The sequence below is a fragment of the Novosphingobium sp. SG707 genome (assembly GCF_012275515.1).
Classification (GTDB): Bacteria; Pseudomonadota; Alphaproteobacteria; order Sphingomonadales; family Sphingomonadaceae; genus Novosphingobium.
This window is the reverse complement of sequence record NZ_JAAZQL010000001.1, coordinates 1,087,936-1,104,401: the sequence shown is the minus strand read 5'-3', so window position 1 is coordinate 1,104,401 and position 16,466 is coordinate 1,087,936. Positions and strand designations below refer to the sequence as shown.

Below are 16,466 nucleotides of genomic sequence, written 5' to 3'. Positions count from 1 at the left end.
TCATGGCAAAGACGAAAGTGGCCATCATCGGATCGGGAAACATAGGCACCGATCTGATGATCAAGATCATGCGCCTGTCGAAGGTGCTGGAAATGGGCGTGATGGTGGGCATCGACCCGGCCAGCGACGGTCTGGCCCGAGCCAAACGGATGGGCGCGGCGGTAACGCATGAAGGCATTGACGGCCTGATCGCCATGCCCGAATTTGCCGAGATCGGCATCGTGTTCGACGCCACCAGCGCGGGCGCGCACAAGCGCAACAACGAAATCCTGCAGGCCCATGGCAAGCGGGTGATCGACCTGACGCCTGCGGCCATCGGCCCCTATACGATCCCGCCGGTCAACGGCGAGTCCAATCTGGACGCGCCCAATGTCAACATGGTGACCTGCGGCGGTCAGGCGACCATTCCCATCGTCGCGGCGGTCAACCGCGTGGCGCGGGTGCATTACGGCGAGATCGTCGCCTCGATTTCCTCGAAATCGGCAGGGCCGGGTACGCGCGCCAATATCGACGAATTCACCGAAACCACCAGCGAGGCCATCGTCAAGGTGGGCGGCGCCACGCGGGGCAAGGCGATCATCATTCTCAACCCCGCCGAGCCGCCGCTGATCATGCGCGACACGGTCTATTGCCTGTGCGAAGAGGCCGATCCCGAGGCCATCCGCCAGAGCATTCACGACATGGTGGCCGATGTACAGGCCTATGTGCCGGGCTATCGCATGAAGCAGCAGGTGCAGTTTGAACATATCGGATCTAACGCGCCGCTGCGCATTCCCGAAATGGCGGGCACTGGCCAGACCGAATTCACCGGCCTCAAGGTCACGGTGTTTCTCGAGGTTGAGGGCGCGGCCCATTATCTGCCTGCCTATGCGGGCAATCTCGACATCATGACCTCGGCGGCGCTGAAAACCGCCGAGAAAATCGCCCTTCGGCATTTCGCGGGAGAACCGGCATGAGCTTCGATCCCAAGAGCCAAAAGCTCTATATTCAGGATGTCACCCTGCGCGACGGGATGCATGCTGTGCGCCACCAATATGGCCTCGACCATGTGCGGGCCATCGCCCGCGCGCTGGACCGCGCCAAGGTCGACGCCATCGAGGTGGCCCATGGCGACGGGTTGCAGGGTTCCAGCTTCAACTATGGCTTTGGCGCCTATACCGACTGGGACTGGATCGGCGCGGTGGCCGAGGTGCTGGAGCATAGCGTGCTGACCACGCTGCTGCTGCCCGGCATCGGCACGGTGCATGATCTGAAGCATGCCTATGAGATGGGCGTGCGCAGCGTGCGCATCGCCACCCATTGCACCGAGGCCGATGTCAGCCGCCAGCATATCGAGGCGGCGCGGGGGCTGGGCATGGATGTTTCCGGCTTCCTCATGATGAGCCATATGACCAGCCCGGAAGCGCTGGCGGTTCAGGCGAAAATGATGGAAGATTACGGCGCGCATTGCGTTTACGTGACCGACAGCGGCGGCGCGATGAACATGGATGATTATGCCGCGCGCCTTCAGGCCTATGATCGCGTGCTGAAGCCCGAGACTCAGCGCGGAGTCCATGCCCATCACAACCTCTCGCTGGGCGTGGCCAATTCGCTGATTGCGGTGCAGAACGGCGCGGTGCGGGTTGATGCGTCGCTGGCGGGCATGGGGGCCGGAGCGGGCAATGCGCCGCTCGAGGTCTTTATCGCGGCGGCCGATCGCTATGGCTGGAACCATGGCTGCGATCTCTATGCGCTGATGGATGCGGCCGATGAGCTGGTGCGCCCGCTGCAGGACCGCCCGGTTCAGGTGGACCGCGAGACGCTGACGTTGGGTTATGCAGGGGTCTATTCCAGCTTCCTGCGCCATGCCGAAAAGGCCGCGAAGGATTACGGCGTCGATACGCGCAGCATCCTGGCCGAAGTGGGCCGCCGCAAGATGGTGGGCGGCCAGGAGGACATGATCGTCGATATCGCGCTCGATCTGGCGGGAGCAAGGTAAATAAAAAGGCTGGCCTTTCCCCGGAAAGGCCAGCCTTTTTCATTCAGCGGCTGAGAAAGTTCAGCACCATTTCATTGAACACATCGGCATGTTCCCACTGCGCCCAATGGCCGCAGCGGGCAAAGACGTGAAGCTGGGAATTGGGAATGCCCGCCAGCAGGCGCAGCCCCACATCCATCGGCACAAAGCGATCATCACGGCCCCAGACGATCAGCGTGGGCGCGGCAATTTCATGCAGGCGCGCGTTTTGATCGGGGAACTGGCGCGGATTGGCGGCCAGACTTTTCACGAAATTTTCCAGATGGTCGAGGCGCGAGCGCATATTGTCGAGCCGCATCTGCATCTGCGCCTCGGTCAACGCGCTGGCGTCATAGACAAAGACATTCATCATCGCCTTGAGCTTTTCGATGGTCGGGTCGCGGTAAAGCCCCTGCAGCAGCTTGATGCCCTCGGTGGGCATCGGTGCGTAAAGGCTGGGGCCGCCCGTGCCGCCGCCCATCAGCACCAGTTTGCCCGCGCGCGCAGGATTGGCCAGCGCAAAGGCGACCGCGCTGTGTCCGCCCATCGAATTGCCGACCAGATCGGCCTTTTCGATCCCCAGCGCATCGAGCACGCCCTTGACCGCCTCGGCGTTGAGTTCCGAGCGCGATCCGGTGCAAACGACCGGATCGCTCTGGCCCCAGCCGGGACAGTTGATCAGCAGCACGCGATAGCCTGCGGCGACAAAAGGATCGATGTTGCGGTTGAAATTGGCCCAGCCCGTCGCGCCGGGGCCTGATCCGTGCAGCATCACAACAGCGCGCTGGCCGGCGCCGATGTCATTGTAGTGAATGCGATAGGGCGCACCATCCACGCTCACGTCAACAAACTGGCTGGTGGAAGTTTCGCTATAGGCGGGGGTCATGTCTGGATGTTCCTTTGCTCAAGGGCATCCCATGGTTTTTTCCGTGCTGGTTCTCTCTCCCGTCACGGCTGTCCGCAAGGGATCGCCCGTGGGCGCTGGCATCCGTCAAAGGCCGGGGCGGTTCCAATACGAATTTGCGATCAATTAAGATGCAAAACCTATAGTTCGTGATCCTGCATTTCCTGCAGCCTGCGCACCAGCGCTTTCACTTCAGGCTTGGCATTGTCGCGCCGCCATGCCGCCATCAATTCGGCCCTGACCGTCGGCCCGGCCAGCGGGCGGGTGACGATATTGCGAAAGCTGAGCTGGGCCACATAATCGGGCATGATGCTGAAACCCACGCCAAGGCTGACCAGGGTGAGCAGGGTCAGCACATTCTCGACCTCCTGCACGGCATTGAGTGTGACGCCTTCGCGCCGCGCCAGATCGTCGATCACCTGCCCCAGATTGCCCGCGTGGCGACTGGCAATGCGCAGAAACGGCGTGTCGGCCATCGCGCTCAGCGATACCTCGCTGCTCCAGCAGGAGGGATGATCGGCGGGCATCAGCAGCACCAGCGATTCGCGCAGGATCACCATGCTGTCAATGGACGGATCATCGACCGGCGGGCGCAGAAATCCAAAGTCGATGGCCCCCGATGACAGCGCCTCGTGCTGTTCGAAGGTGGTCAGCGATTGCATGACGATTCGCGTGGCGGGAAATTCCGCGCGCAGCATGGTCAGCGTCTGGGGAAAAATCTTGACCTCGGCGGCCGGGACAAAGCCGATGGTAAGCGTGTTGCCCATATCCTCGCCCGCGCGGCGCGCCAGCAGCTTGGCCCGCTCGGCCTGGGCCAGCACCAGCTTGGCCTCGTCCAGAAACACCTTGCCCGCCGGGGTCAGCGCGACATTGCGCTTGTCGCGATAGAGCAAGGGCGTGCCGATTTCATATTCAAGATCACGGATTTGCTGGCTGAGCGAGGGTTGCGCGGTGCGCAGCGTCTGGGCCGCGCGGGTAAAGCTGAGCGCTTCGGCCACGGCGACGAAATAGCGGAGATGGCGCAGTTCCATATCCGGCACTTATAGGTATGGCCTATAAGTTGGCAAGAATTAAGTATTTCAGCGGTGCGCCTCCCTCCGTTAATTCCATGCGCAGAGAGCCGGCCCGTCCGGCCCCATTTTCGGGGAGAGTTGCAGCATGGACGACGATCAGATCCGATCGCTGGTGGATTCGCGCAATGGCACCGTCAAACCCGCCATTTACAGCGATGCCCAATTGTATGAACTGGAACTGGAGCGCGTGTTCGGCCGTACATGGCTGTTCCTGGCGCATGAAAGCCAGATCCCCAATCCGGGCGATTTCTTCAATACTTTCATGGGCGAAGACCCGGTGCTGGTGGTCCGGCAAAAGGATGGCTCGGTTCAGGTCATGATGAACCAGTGCCGCCATCGCGGCATGAAGCTGTGCCATGCCGACAGCGGCAACACCAAGGCTTTCACCTGCCCCTATCACGGCTGGGCCTATCAGGTGGATGGCGCGCTGCAATCGGTGCCGCTGGAAAAGGAAGCCTATCGTGGCAAACTCGACAAGTCGAAATGGGGGCTGATCAAGGCGCCGCGCGTCGAGAGCTACAAGGGTCTGATTTTCGCCAATTGGGATGAAAGCGCGCCTGATCTGGTCACCTATCTGGGCGATATGGCGTGGTATCTCGACGGCTTTCTCGACCGGCGCGAGGGCGGCACCGAGGTGGTGGGCGGCGTCCATAAATGGATGATCGACTGCAACTGGAAATTCGCCGCCGAGCAATTCTGCTCCGATCAGTATCACGCCCCCTATACCCATGCCTCGGCCATTCAGGTTTTGGCGCCCACGCCCCAGAACAAGCCCGACGGCAGCCCGCTGGGCGATGGCCAGACCGAGCGCCCGGCATGGGCCAACGGCCTTGGCGGCGTGCAATTTGCCGGAAAGGGCCATGGCAGCGCCTTTTTCTTCACCGAAAATGCCGATGCCAATGTCTGGGTGGGCGGCGAGGTTTCGGCCTATTTCCGCGAAACCTATCCCGAGGCCGAGGCGCGCCTTGGCAAGGTGCGGGCGCTGCGTCTGGCCGGGCATAACACGATGTTTCCGACGCTCTCCTGGCTCAACGGCACCCAGACGCTGCGCGTATGGCATCCGCGCGGGCCGGGACGGATCGAGGTCTGGGTCTTCTGCATCGCCGACAAGGCCGCGCCGCCCGAGGTGAAGGAGGCGCTGAAAAAGAGCCATGCGCGCGCCTTTGGCCCGGCGGGCTTTCTGGAACAGGACGATTCGGAAAACTGGATCGAGGTGCAAAAGGTGCTGCGCGGCCACAAGGCACGCCAGACCGACTTCTGCATGCAGATGGGCCTTGGTTTCGAGGAGCGCCGCGAGGACGGCATTCCGGGCATCACCAACGGCACTTTCGCCGAGACCGCCGCGCGCGGTTTTTACCAGCGCTGGGTCGATCTGATGACGGGCAAAAGCTGGAACGAGATCGAGGCGGCGGGCGCCGCATGGGAGCAGGAGGTGATCGATGCTTGATGAACTGACCCGTCCGCTGCGCGTTTCGGCCGATCTTCAGCATGAGGTCGAGCAATTCCTCTATCTGGAGGCCGCACTGCTCGACGAACGGCGGCTGCGCGAATGGCTCGACCTTTTGGCCGATGACATCGAATATACGCTCGACACCAATTCGCTGGCGCAGTTCCGCGATCGCCGCCGGGGCTGGGCCCCGCCCACGACCTATATTTTCCACGAGGACAAATATCAGCTCGAACGCCGCGTCGCCCGCGTCGAAACCGGTCAGGCATGGGCCGAGGAACCGGCCAGCCGCACCCGCCATTTCGTCACCAATGTGCGCGTTCTGGCGCAGGCCGATGATGAGCTGGTGGTGGGCTGCAACTATCTGGTCCATCGCGCGTCCAAGGCGCATGACCACCACAGCTTTATCGGCACCCGCCGCGACACTTTGCGGCGCATTGCCGCGGCCGATGGCGGCGAAACCTTCACCATCGCCCGCCGCCGCCTCGAACTCGACGAGTTCACGCTGATGTCGGCGAATGTGTCGATTATCCTCTGATTATCCGAGTCCCCATCATGACCAAATTCCACGTTTGCGCCGCCGCCGACCTTCCCTCCGGCGAAGCAAAGCGCATCGAGAGCGAGCCTGCCGTTTCGGTGTTTCACGTCGGCGGCGAATATTTCGCGCTGGCCGATCTTTGCACCCATGGCGATGCCTCGATGGCCGATGGCTATATCGAGGATGACTGCACGGTCGAATGCCCGCTCCATGCCGCGCGCTTCTGCCTGCGCACCGGCAAGGCCTTGAGCCAGCCCGCCTATATCGATCTGGCCACCTATCCGGTGAGCATCGAGGACGGTGAGATCTATGTGACGGTGGAGAGCGCCGCGTGAGCCGCCTTGCCGGACAGGTCGCGCTGATCACCGGGGGCGGGTCGGGGCTGGGGCTGGCGATCCTGCGCCGCTTCGTGGCCGAGGGCGCGCGCGTGGGCGTGCTGGAGCGCGATGCGGGGCGCGTGGGGATGCTCAATGCGCAATATCCCGATGCGGTGCTGGCGGTGGAGGGCGATGTGCGCTCCTTTGCCGACAATGCCCGCGCGGTGGAGGCGGTCCTGGCGCGGTTCGGGCGGCTCGATTGCTTCATCGGCAATGCGGCCATCTGGGACCATGGCGCCACGCTGGTGGGGCGCAGCGGGGAGGAACTGGAGCGCGGCTTTGATGAGCTCTTCGCCATCAACGTGAAAGGCTATCTGCTGGGCGCGAAGGCGGCGGCGCAGGCGCTGATTGAAAGCGAGGGGTCGATCATCTTCACCCTGTCCAATTCGGCCTTCTATCCCGGCGGCGGCGGCCCGCTTTATACCGCCTCCAAACATGCGGGCGTGGGCCTTGTGCGCCAACTGGCCTATGAACTGGCGCCCAAAGTGCGCGTCAATGCCGTTGCCCCCAGCGGCATGGCCAGCGATTTGCGCGGCGCGGCCGCACTGGGCCAGCAAGACCAGCGCATCATGGACAGCCGCAGCCCCGAGGCGATCAGCGCGATCCTGCCGCTGCAATTCTTTCCCGATCCCGATGATTTCGTCGGCCCCTATGTCATGCTGGCCAGCCGGGCCGACAATCGCACGCTGAGCGGGGTTTTCATCAACGCCGATTGCGGGCTGGGCATCCGCGGCATCCGCCATGTGGCCGGAGGGCTGGATCTGTGAGCAACATCCGCCTGATCTGTGCCTCGCACACACCGATGATGGAATTCATCCATCCCGCCCCAGAGGTCGAGGCGGGCGCCCGCGCCGCCTTTGCCGATCTGGCGCGTGAGGTCGAAGCCTTTGATCCGCAACTGATCGTGATGTTTGCGCCCGATCATTTCAACGGTTTCTTCTATGACCTGATGCCGCCCTTCTGCCTTGGCGTGCGGGCGCGCGGGGCGGGGGACTGGGATTACTGGGCCGATGCCCTGCCCGTGCCCGAAGCGCCGGCGCTCGATCTGGTCCGTCATGTCCAGAATGAAGGCGTGGATCTGGCCTATTCCTATCGGATGCAGGCCGACCATGGCTTTACCCAGCCGCTGGCGCTGCTGACCCGCGATGTGACGCGCTATCCGGTGCTGCCCATTTTCATCAATGGCGCGGCCCATCCGCTGCCGCCGGTGCATCGCGCGCTGGCGCTGGGGGCTTCGGTGGGGCGCTTTCTGGCCGGGCGTTCCGAACGGGTGCTGATCATCGGTTCGGGCGGGCTCAGCCATGATCCGCCCACACCGCAGATGGGGCATGTGGGGCCCGAGGTCGAGGAATTCCTGATCGCCGGGCGCAATCCCGCCCCCGAGGCGCGCGCGCGCCGTCAGGCCAATGTGCTGGCCAAGGGCGAGGCTCTGGCGCGTGGCGAGGCCAAGGGCGAGACGCTGCCGCTTGATGCCGCATGGGATGAAGGGCTGATCGAGGACTTTCTGGCCGGGTGCCTTGGCCGCTTTGAAACCATGAGCGATGCGGAAATTTCCGCGCGCGGCGGGCGCGGCGGGCATGAGATCCGGGCCTGGGTCGCCGCATTTGCCGCGATGCAGGCGATTGGACCCTATGCCGCCACGCGCCACTATTACCACCCGATCGACGAATGGATTGCGGGCATGGGCATGGTTTCGGCGCGCAGCATGGCGGAGACGGTATGACGGCGCCCTGCTTCCTCATTCTCGGTGCGGGCCATGCCGGAACGGCCGCGGCATCGGCCATGCGCGCGGCCGGTTTTGCGGGCCGGATCGTGATGATCGGCGATGATCCTCATCTGCCCTATGAACGCCCGCCGCTGTCGAAGGAAGCGCTGCGCGGCGCCGATGGGGCCGCCCCGCCGATCTATCCGGCCAATTTCTACGCCGACCGCGCCATAGAGCTGAAACTGGGGCAGGGTGCGACCGCCATTGATCCGGGCGCGCAGGTCGTCACACTGGCCGACGGTGAACGCATCGGCTTTGACAAGCTGCTGATCGCCACAGGGGCGCGGGCGCGGCGCTATCCCTTGCTCGACGCGCTGGGCGAGGCGGCGCATGTACTCCGCAGCGCCGATGATGCGCGGCGCCTGCGTGCGGAGCTGGTGCCGGGGCGCCGTCTGCTGGTGGTGGGCGGCGGGGTCATCGGGCTGGAGGTGGCCGCGACCGCTTCGGCACTTGGCCTGTCGGTTGAGGTCATCGAGCGGGCGCCCCGCCTGCTGGCGCGCGGGGCGCCCGAGCCGCTGGCCGATCTGCTGGCGCAGGCGCATCGCGACCATGATGTGGTGCTGCATTGCGGGGTGGAACTGGCCGATGCCTTGCGGGATGGCGGAAAGGTCCGTCTGACCTGCGCGAAGGGTGGTGATTTTACCGGCGATCTGGTGGTCTACGGCATTGGCGTGACGCTTAATGATGAGCTGGCCGCCGCTGCCGGACTGGCGATGGATGACGGCATTCTGGTCGATGCACAAGGCCGCACCAGCCACCCCGCCATCTATGCCGCAGGCGATATTGCCCGTCAGGACCACGCCTTCATCTGCGGCATGGTGCGTCAGGAAACCTGGGCCAATGCCCTGCATCAGGGCGGTTTGGCCGGGCGCGCGATGGTGACGGGGCAAACCGGCGCGCAGGAAGTGCCGTGGTATTGGACCGATCAGTTCGGCGTCAATTATCAGGTCGCGGGCCGCACCAGCGCCCGCCACTGGATCACCCGCCGTGGCGAGGACGGCAGGCCAAGGCTGATCTTCGGGCTTGAGGACGGTGTTCTGACGGGGGCGGTGGGCATTGATGCGGGCGCGGACATGCGAGCCGCGCGCAGGATGATCGAACAGGGCCTGCGTCCCGATCCTGCGGTTCTGGCCGATCCGTCCGTGGCGGTGCGCAAGATTGGCCATGCCGCACATATGGTTTGAACAAACATGAGGGGGAGGAACAAGATAATATAATCAGGGAGAAAGAAGCCGCAGCGGGCCTATCGAGGCGATGACTGCGGCCTGTGCCGGGCCGTGCCGATCATGCGCAAGGCCCCGGCTTCATACAGTTTTACATGCAAAACGGTCGGCGCCGGATGCGGTGCCGGGGCCGATCGCGTCCGGCCGCCCTGTTGCATCAGGGCATGAAAAGGGCCGGACCGCCAACAGGGGAGAGCATCATGAAGACGCTAACGATGAAATCCGCGACCAGCCTTGCGCTGGTGATGATGGCCCATGCCGCGCCCGCCGCGGCGCAGGAGGCCGGGCCGAAGGTGGAATCCGCCGACATTGTGGTCACCGCGCAGCGCCGCAAGGAAACCGCGCAATCCATTCCCGTGGCCCTGACCGCCCTTGGCGGCGATCAGATCGCCAAGACCGGCATCGTCAACCTCGGCAATATCGCCACGCAAGTGCCCAATTTCTATTTCGGCAGCTTTGGCGCGGTGCGGCCCCAGCTTTATATTCGCGGCATCGGCACCCGCTCCTTCGATCCGGGCTCGGAAAGCTCGGTGGGCGTGTTTGCCGATGACGTCTATTATGGGCGCTCTTCGGGCAGTTTCGGCGCCATGAAGGATGTGGAGCGTATCGAAGTGCTGCGCGGCCCGCAGGGCACGCTCTATGGCCGCAACACCATCGGCGGCGCGATCAATGTCATCACCAAGGCGCCCACCGATCACCTGACCGGCGATTTCGAGGCGGGCGTGTCGAATTACAACGGGTGGAACCTGTTCGGCGCGGTGGGCGGCCCGATTTCGGGCGACAAGGTGATGGCCCGCGTGGCGCTCTGGACCACCCAGCGTGACGGTTACTCGACCAATCTGACCACGGGCAACCGTTTTCAGGGGCTGGACAATACCGGCGGGCGGATCCGCGTGACGCTCAAGCCCGTTGATGGCCTCAAGATCGACCTTGGCACCGATTTCATGGTCGATGGCAACAAGGCCGCTTTTGCCGGGTTCAATCAGGGCACCTCGACCAACCCGAACGCGGTGTTCTTTGCCGGGGCCGGTTTTACGGCCACCCCGCCCAAGTCGCTCTACGAAGGCTATCTGGTCCATGACCCGGTGCTCAGCCGCCATGCCCAGACCTATTCGGCCAAGATCGACTATGCGCTGAATGATCTTTCGATCACCTCGATCACCGCGCTGCGCCATCTCGACAGCTATGACGGGCGCGAGCTGGAAGGCTCCTCGCTGGACGTGCTCCAGCAATTGACCAATGAACGCTCGAATCAGTTCACGCAGGAATTGCGCCTGACCTCGGCGCCGGGGGGCGGCCTGTCCTTTGGCGGCAAGGTGGACTGGATTTTGGGAGCCTATTACTATCACGACGGTTCCAGCCGCATCGACACATTCCCGATGGGCAAGAACTGGGCTTTTTACACCGTCACCACCAGCGCGGTGGACGTCTCGGCCTCGACCTATGGCGCCAATGCCTGGGCGGTGTTCGGCCAGGCGGCGGTGCATATCAATGACCGGCTGACGGTGACGCTGGGCGGGCGCTATTCGAACGATACGAAATGGGCCAACCAATCGGGCACCAACACCAACCCCGGTCTGCCGCTGATCGTGGCGCCCTTTGCCACCACCAACCACCTGTCCTCCTCCAGCGCCGATCCGCGCGTGGTGGTCGATTACAAGCTGAGCCGCGACGCCAAGGTCTATGCCAGCTATTCCACCGGCTATAAGGGCGGCGGGTTTCAGTATATTCCCTTCACGCTGGCCGTGGCCAACAGCACGTTTCAGCCCGAATATCTGACCGCCTATGAGGCCGGGTTCAAGACCGACTGGCTGAATCGCGCGCTGCGCGTCAACGGCGCCTTCTTCTGGTATGATTACAAGAACCTGCAGGTCGCCCGCATCATCGGTTCGGTCAGTTCGGCCACGCCCCTGATTGCCAATGCGGCCAGTTCGACGATCAAGGGACTGGAGCTGGAAATCACCGCGCATCCCACCGCGCGCACCACGCTGGGGCTGGCCTATGGCTATCTGGATGCCAAGTATGACCAGTTCATCTATAATGCGACCACCGATTTCTCGAACACCACGATGGTGCGCGCGCCCAAACATTCGCTCAGCCTGAATGCCGAGCAGCGCATCGCGCTGGGCGCAGGCCGCGAACTGACGCTGCGGGCCGAATACAGCTATATGACCCGCTTCTTCCACGAGCCGGGCCAGGGCAATATCGCCTATGGCGCGGGCATGCCGCTGACCGAGGAGGCCGCCTATGGCCTGCTCAACCTTCGCGCGGGGGTGGATATCGGCGCAGTGCGCGTGTCGGCCTATGTCACCAATCTGGCGGACAAGGCCTATCGCCGCACGATCCTCTATCTGCCCAATGGGTCCTCGGTCGGTTTCTCGGGCGAGCCGCGCCTCTACGGCGTTTCGGTCGGCTATCACTTCTGATGCCGCATCTGGCCGCGCTGATTATCTCAGCGCGGCCTTGCCGCCTTCTGAAACATTCGCGAAATTTCGCCGAAACAGCCCGGTCCTACTCCCGAGAATGCGGGAGCGGGGATTGCTGTATAACGGATTCTCAAACAGCGATGTTGTGCGTGTCCGTTCTGACCGAGGCGGCGCACCCATTGCGCCAAGCGTCATCTCCACGGTTCTGCCGACCGACCCGCGCGTCGGCCATCCCCAAACCCGCCAAAGTTTCCGCGCCGCGAGGTTTGTGGAGCAGGAGGCTCAAATTTTGATAAGTGAATGGCCTTATATGTTAGGAAGAAAGAATTAGGGAAGACTGAAATGGTCGACCGTAATCTATATGCGAAACGGCGATAAATGCATCCACTTCGGATATAACTTATCCGATGCTTATAGTATTATTAATTCGTCTGATTTACCACTTTTTACCCATGGATGCTGATTGCTCCCCTTCACCCGAACGGGCTCCCAGCTACATGCGTGCGCTTTGGGCGGGCGTGGCCTATTTTTGCCTGGCGGCGCTGACCCTGCGTCTGACCAGCGACGGGCGCAACCATGCCACGATCTGGATTGCCGATGCCGTCATTCTCGGCCTGCTGCTGCAATTGCCGCGCGCGCAATGGCGCCCGGTGCTGGTCGCGGGGCTGATTGCCAATCATCTGGCCAATGATGTGGTGCGCGGCTTTGCATGGGGGCATATACTCTATGCCGCAATCAATATCGCGCAGGTCTGGGTGGCGGCCGTTTCTCTCAAACGCAGGCTTGCCACCTCCAGCATCCTTTCGGACATGCGGACTCTGGGCCTTTTCGTATTGTGGGCCGGGCTGATTACGCCCGCCATCGGCGGCCTATTCGGTTCGCTCACCTCGATGGCGATCTATCAGCAGCCTTTCCTGCCCTCCTTCGCGCGCTGGTTTTTCAGCAACGGTCTGGGCATCGTGGTGGCGACGCCCTTTTTCAACTCGATCTGGGATGGTTCCTATGCCGAATTCTATCGCGGCAAGAGCGCTCTCCAGCGTTGGAAGATGCTCGTTCTGCTTGTCGGCTACGCCGCTCTGGTCGATCTGGTTTTCCGGCAGGCCGACATGCCGCTGCTGTTCCTGCCCGTCAGCGCGCTTGTCCTGCTGACCTTTCCGCTGGGGCGCCATGGCATCAAGGTCGGCATATTGATGACGGCCGTCATCGGCACATTGGCCACCATCGCGAACCGGGGGCCGATTGCGCTGATGCATGGCGACCTGCTCGCGAAATCGATCTTTTTCCAATTCTATCTGATCATGACGCTGGCCACCTGTCTGACCGTGGTGGCCATCATCACCTCGCGGGCCGAATTTTCGGCCAAACTGGATGATCGAGACAAATCCATCCGGATGATTCTGGCCAACAGCCCGGACGCGGTGCTGGGTTTCGATGCCCATGGCTGCTGCATCTTTGCGGGCGGGCCGACAGAGGCCTTGCTCGACACCCCGTCTCAGGATCTGGTGGGCCTTTCCTTGCCGCAACTGGCCCAAAAATGGCCCGAACTCGACGGTTTTCTCGATGGCAGGGAGACAGTCGTCGAACTCCAGTCAAATCAGGGCTTTTGTGTCGAGGCGTCCTTTGCCCTGCTGGACCCGATTGCTGCCGGATCGGGGGCCGTGATCACATTCCACAATATCACCGCCCGCGCGCTGCGCGAACGCGAATTGGCCAAAAAGGTTTTTACCGATGATCTGACACAGGTTCTCAACCGGGCCGGATTCCATCAGGGTGTGCATGAAGTGCTCAAGGAAGGCGTGACCTGTTCGCTGGCCCTGATTGATGTCGACCATTTCAAGGAAATCAATGACCGATATGGCCATGGCAAGGGCGATGAAGTCCTTTCCCGAATCGGCCAATGCCTGAGAACGGAAACCCGTATGACCGACCTTGTGGGCCGCATCGGAGGGGATGAATTCGCCATCCTGTTCCGTGCCGATGCCACCACGGCAGCCAAGGTCTGTGGCCGCATTCTTGAAAGATGCCGTGGGCTGACAGGCTCGATCGAGGGCGGCTATCCCGAATATGTGACGCTGAGCTGCGGCATTGCGCAGATGATGCCGGGCTGGAGCAAAGCCCAATTGTTCCGAACCGCCGATGAAGCCCTTTACGAGGTCAAGGCGCAGGGGCGCAATGCGGTCCGCCTGCGGGTATGACTCTTGCGCCGACGCTGTCGAAAGACCTCACGCACAGGCCTGCCACCCCCTGCTAATACGCCTAAATGCGGCCATTGCCCCCACTTGCCGCGCAGGACCGCTGTGGCATGATGATACCCACAGGGGGAGTTTTATTATGCTCAAGCCATCCGCCATTCGCCTGCTTGCGGCGCTGCCGCTGCTTGCTGCCGCGCCTCATGCCATGGCGCAGGAAGCGCGCAGGCTCGAAGGTCTTGCCGCCCCGGCAAGGATCGTGGTCGATCACTGGGGCATTGCGCATATCTATGCCGCCAGCACGCATGATGCCTTCTTCGTCCAGGGCTATAATGCCGCGCGCGACCGGCTGTGGCAGATCGACCTGTGGCGCAAGCGTGGGCTGGGGCGTCTGGCGGAAAGTTTCGGCCCCGGTTTTGCGGAAAAGGACCGTGCCGCGCGGCTGTTCCTTTATCGCGGCGGTATGGGCCGGGAATGGGCCGCCTATCCCGCCGGAGCGCAGGCAATGACGCAGGCCTTTGCCGATGGCGTCAACGCCTATATCGCGCAGGTCGAGGCGGGCAAGGCGCCCCTGCCGCGCGAATTCACCCTGACCGGGACGAAGCCGGAACGTTTCACCGCCGAGGATATCGTCCGTATCCGCAGCCATACGCTGGTCAGCAATGCCGCATCGGAGGCCACCCGCGCCCGCGCCATTTGCAAGGGCAGCCTGAAATGGGAAAACCTGCGCCGCTTCCTCTCGCCCGCGCATGAACCGGTGGTGCCCAAGGGGCTGGACCCCTGCGCCGTGCCGGAAAAGCTGATGCGCGATTATGTGCTGGCCACCGGCGATGTCTCCTTCGACGGGGTGAAGCTGGCCTCGGCGGAGGGCAATGTGACATTGGCCCTGCGCAACATCAATGAACAGGGCGAAGGGTCGAACAATTGGGTGGTGGATGCCGCCCATTCGCAGACGGGCCGCCCCATTCTGGCCAATGATCCCCATCGCGGGCATGGCGTGCCGTCGCTGCGCTATGTGGTCGATATCAACGCGCCCGGCCTGCATATCGCCGGGGCGGGGGAGCCTGCGCTGCCCGGTCTGACCTTTGGCCATAATGAGGTTGCGGCATGGGGGATCACGATCTTCTACGCCGATCAGGAAGACCTCTATGTCTACAAGATCAGCAAGGATCATCCCGGCGCCTATTTCTACAAGGGCGCATGGACGCCCTTTGAAGTGGACCGCCAGCCGTTGGCGGTCAAAGGCGAGGGCGCGCGCCAGATCGAATTGAAATTCACCCGTCACGGCCCGGTGATCTATGAGGATGCGGAAAAAGGCCTCGCCTTCGCCATGCGTACGGTATGGAGCGAGCCGGGCGCTTCGGGCTATTTCAACGCGGCATGGATGTTCGGCGCCACGCAATGGAATGATTTCGAGATCGCGCATCAGCGCTGGGGGGCGCCGCCGCTCAATCTGGTCTATGCCGATACGCATGGCGACATCGGCTGGCGCGCCTCGGCCTTTGTGCCCCGGCGCAAGGGGTGGGACGGCCTGATGCCGGTGCCGGGCGATGGGCGCTATGAATGGCAGGGCATGGTGAAGCCCGATGATCTGCCGATGATCAAGAACCCCGCGCGCGGCTGGGTGGCGACCGCCAATCAGATGAATCTGGACAAGGGTTATGATTCGAACAAACAGCCCATCGGCTATGAATGGGTGGACCGCTCGCGCATTGACCGGATCGAGACCTTGCTCTCGGCCAAACCGAAATTAAGCCTTGCCGATATGGAGGCGATCCAGACCGACGTGACCAGCCCGCTGGCGGCGCGCAGCGCGGCGCTGGTCGGGAATGTGGGCGGCCTGTCGGGGGATGCGGCACGGGCGGCCGCGCTGCTGCGTGGCTGGAACGGCTATGAAGGCGTCGACAGCGCCCAGGCCGCGCTTTACGAAATCTGGATCGCGCGCCATTTGCGCAAGGCTCTGGCCGAGGCGGTGGTGTCGCCTGATCTTCAGCCCTTCTTTGCCGATGCCTCGATTCCCGGTGTGATCGACTGGCTGGCGGCGCTCGATCCGCGTCTGGGGTCCGATCCGGCGGCGGTAAGGGACAAGGTGGTCGGCCTCTCGCTGGCCGGGGCATGGGCCGAGGCGACCAAATTGCTGGGGCCCGATCCCAAGGCGTGGCGCTGGGGCGATCTGCACCGTGCCGATTGGGCGCCCGCAGCGGCGCGCGTCGCGCCCGCGCTGGAAAAGCCGCAATGGTCGGTCGGCCCCCTGCAGATTGCCGGGTCGGGCTCGACACCGGCGGCGGCCACCTATCGTGGCGCGGGCTTTGGCGTGATGGCGGGCGCCTCGGTGCGGATGGTGCTGGACGTGGGCGCGTGGGACAATTCGCGTATCATCAACACGCCGGGCCAGTCGGGCGATCCGCAAAGCCCGCATTACCGCGATCTGTTTCCGCGCTGGGCAGCGGGACAATATGTCCCCTTCCTGTTCAGCGAGGCGGCGGTCAAGGCCAATGCGGAAAGCGTGATCGAACTGACGCCCTGAG

General features: G+C 63.1%; 13 protein-coding genes. 11 read left to right on the top strand and 2 right to left on the bottom strand.

The features are described from left to right. The first annotated feature begins 2 nt into the window (after nucleotides 1–2). Both FHW92_RS04460 and dmpG read left to right on the top strand, forming a co-directional pair. Nucleotides 3–956: an acetaldehyde dehydrogenase (acetylating) gene (locus FHW92_RS04460; RefSeq protein ID WP_168601973.1), complete on the top strand. Its 954-nt coding sequence runs from the start codon at nucleotides 3–5 to the stop codon at nucleotides 954–956. After that, nucleotides 953–1,978, top strand: a complete 1,026-nt coding sequence (gene dmpG, locus FHW92_RS04455; RefSeq protein ID WP_168601972.1) for a 4-hydroxy-2-oxovalerate aldolase — start codon at nucleotides 953–955, stop codon at nucleotides 1,976–1,978. Before FHW92_RS04460 ends, dmpG begins: the two co-directional genes overlap by 4 nt. A gap of 43 nt (nucleotides 1,979–2,021) precedes the next feature. Here the strand turns inward: dmpG and FHW92_RS04450 are convergent, their stop codons facing one another. Continuing rightward, nucleotides 2,022–2,882, bottom strand: coding sequence for an alpha/beta fold hydrolase (locus tag FHW92_RS04450; RefSeq protein WP_168601971.1), 861 nt, complete (start codon nucleotides 2,880–2,882; stop codon nucleotides 2,022–2,024). A 158-nt stretch (nucleotides 2,883–3,040) separates the two neighbouring features. Continuing rightward, nucleotides 3,041–3,931 carry a LysR substrate-binding domain-containing protein gene (locus FHW92_RS04445; RefSeq protein WP_168601970.1) on the bottom strand — a complete coding sequence of 297 codons (891 nt, stop codon included), beginning with the start codon at nucleotides 3,929–3,931 and terminating at the stop codon, nucleotides 3,041–3,043. A gap of 127 nt (nucleotides 3,932–4,058) precedes the next feature. Here FHW92_RS04445 and hcaE point away from each other — a divergent pair, with 127 nt between their 5' ends. From hcaE to FHW92_RS04400, 9 genes are all read left to right on the top strand, one after another. Continuing rightward, nucleotides 4,059–5,420 (top strand): 3-phenylpropionate/cinnamic acid dioxygenase subunit alpha, encoded by a 1,362-nt coding sequence (gene hcaE, locus FHW92_RS04440; protein WP_168601969.1) that lies wholly within the window; start codon nucleotides 4,059–4,061, stop codon nucleotides 5,418–5,420. Further along, complete coding sequence (gene hcaF, locus FHW92_RS04435) at nucleotides 5,413–5,958, top strand: 3-phenylpropionate/cinnamic acid dioxygenase subunit beta (protein WP_168601968.1); 546 nt, start codon at nucleotides 5,413–5,415, stop codon at nucleotides 5,956–5,958. Before hcaE ends, hcaF begins: the two co-directional genes overlap by 8 nt. Nucleotides 5,959–5,975: 17 nt before the next feature. After that, nucleotides 5,976–6,293 carry a 3-phenylpropionate/cinnamic acid dioxygenase ferredoxin subunit gene (gene hcaC, locus FHW92_RS04430; protein ID WP_168601967.1) on the top strand — a complete coding sequence of 106 codons (318 nt, stop codon included), beginning with the start codon at nucleotides 5,976–5,978 and terminating at the stop codon, nucleotides 6,291–6,293. Next, on the top strand, nucleotides 6,290–7,102 hold the full coding sequence (gene hcaB / locus FHW92_RS04425) for a 3-phenylpropionate-dihydrodiol/cinnamic acid-dihydrodiol dehydrogenase (RefSeq protein ID WP_168601966.1): 813 nt from the start codon (nucleotides 6,290–6,292) through the stop codon (nucleotides 7,100–7,102). The genes hcaC and hcaB overlap by 4 nt, the downstream gene beginning before the upstream one ends. Continuing rightward, on the top strand, nucleotides 7,099–8,058 hold the full coding sequence (locus FHW92_RS04420) for a 3-carboxyethylcatechol 2,3-dioxygenase (RefSeq protein ID WP_349237643.1): 960 nt from the start codon (nucleotides 7,099–7,101) through the stop codon (nucleotides 8,056–8,058). The genes hcaB and FHW92_RS04420 overlap by 4 nt, the downstream gene beginning before the upstream one ends. Further along, nucleotides 8,055–9,284: an FAD-dependent oxidoreductase gene (locus tag FHW92_RS04415; protein ID WP_168601965.1), complete on the top strand. Its 1,230-nt coding sequence runs from the start codon at nucleotides 8,055–8,057 to the stop codon at nucleotides 9,282–9,284. Before FHW92_RS04420 ends, FHW92_RS04415 begins: the two co-directional genes overlap by 4 nt. 239 nt (nucleotides 9,285–9,523) lie before the next feature. Next, on the top strand, nucleotides 9,524–11,749 hold the full coding sequence (locus FHW92_RS04410; protein ID WP_168601964.1) for a TonB-dependent receptor: 2,226 nt from the start codon (nucleotides 9,524–9,526) through the stop codon (nucleotides 11,747–11,749). 497 nt (nucleotides 11,750–12,246) lie between these two features. Beyond that, nucleotides 12,247–13,944 (top strand): GGDEF domain-containing protein, encoded by a 1,698-nt coding sequence (locus FHW92_RS04405; protein ID WP_168601963.1) that lies wholly within the window; start codon nucleotides 12,247–12,249, stop codon nucleotides 13,942–13,944. Between the two features lie 136 nt (nucleotides 13,945–14,080). Beyond that, complete coding sequence (locus FHW92_RS04400; RefSeq protein WP_168601962.1) at nucleotides 14,081–16,465, top strand: penicillin acylase family protein; 2,385 nt, start codon at nucleotides 14,081–14,083, stop codon at nucleotides 16,463–16,465. The last annotated feature ends 1 nt before the right edge of the window (nucleotide 16,466 follow it).

Excerpts from the sequence above, each read along its gene's own strand:
- FHW92_RS04460 (WP_168601973.1), top strand. The coding sequence starts at position 3 with ATGGCAAAGACGAAAGTGGCCATCATCGGATCGGGAAACATAGGCACC.
- dmpG (WP_168601972.1), top strand. The coding sequence starts at position 953 with ATGAGCTTCGATCCCAAGAGCCAAAAGCTCTATATTCAGGATGTCACC.
- FHW92_RS04450 (WP_168601971.1), bottom strand. The coding sequence starts at position 2,882 with ATGACCCCCGCCTATAGCGAAACTTCCACCAGCCAGTTTGTTGACGTG.
- FHW92_RS04445 (WP_168601970.1), bottom strand. The coding sequence starts at position 3,931 with ATGGAACTGCGCCATCTCCGCTATTTCGTCGCCGTGGCCGAAGCGCTC.
- hcaE (WP_168601969.1), top strand. The coding sequence starts at position 4,059 with ATGGACGACGATCAGATCCGATCGCTGGTGGATTCGCGCAATGGCACC.
- hcaF (WP_168601968.1), top strand. The coding sequence starts at position 5,413 with ATGCTTGATGAACTGACCCGTCCGCTGCGCGTTTCGGCCGATCTTCAG.
- hcaC (WP_168601967.1), top strand. The coding sequence starts at position 5,976 with ATGACCAAATTCCACGTTTGCGCCGCCGCCGACCTTCCCTCCGGCGAA.
- FHW92_RS04415 (WP_168601965.1), top strand. The coding sequence starts at position 8,055 with ATGACGGCGCCCTGCTTCCTCATTCTCGGTGCGGGCCATGCCGGAACG.
- FHW92_RS04410 (WP_168601964.1), top strand. The coding sequence starts at position 9,524 with ATGAAGACGCTAACGATGAAATCCGCGACCAGCCTTGCGCTGGTGATG.
- FHW92_RS04405 (WP_168601963.1), top strand. The coding sequence starts at position 12,247 with ATGCGTGCGCTTTGGGCGGGCGTGGCCTATTTTTGCCTGGCGGCGCTG.
- FHW92_RS04400 (WP_168601962.1), top strand. The coding sequence starts at position 14,081 with ATGCTCAAGCCATCCGCCATTCGCCTGCTTGCGGCGCTGCCGCTGCTT.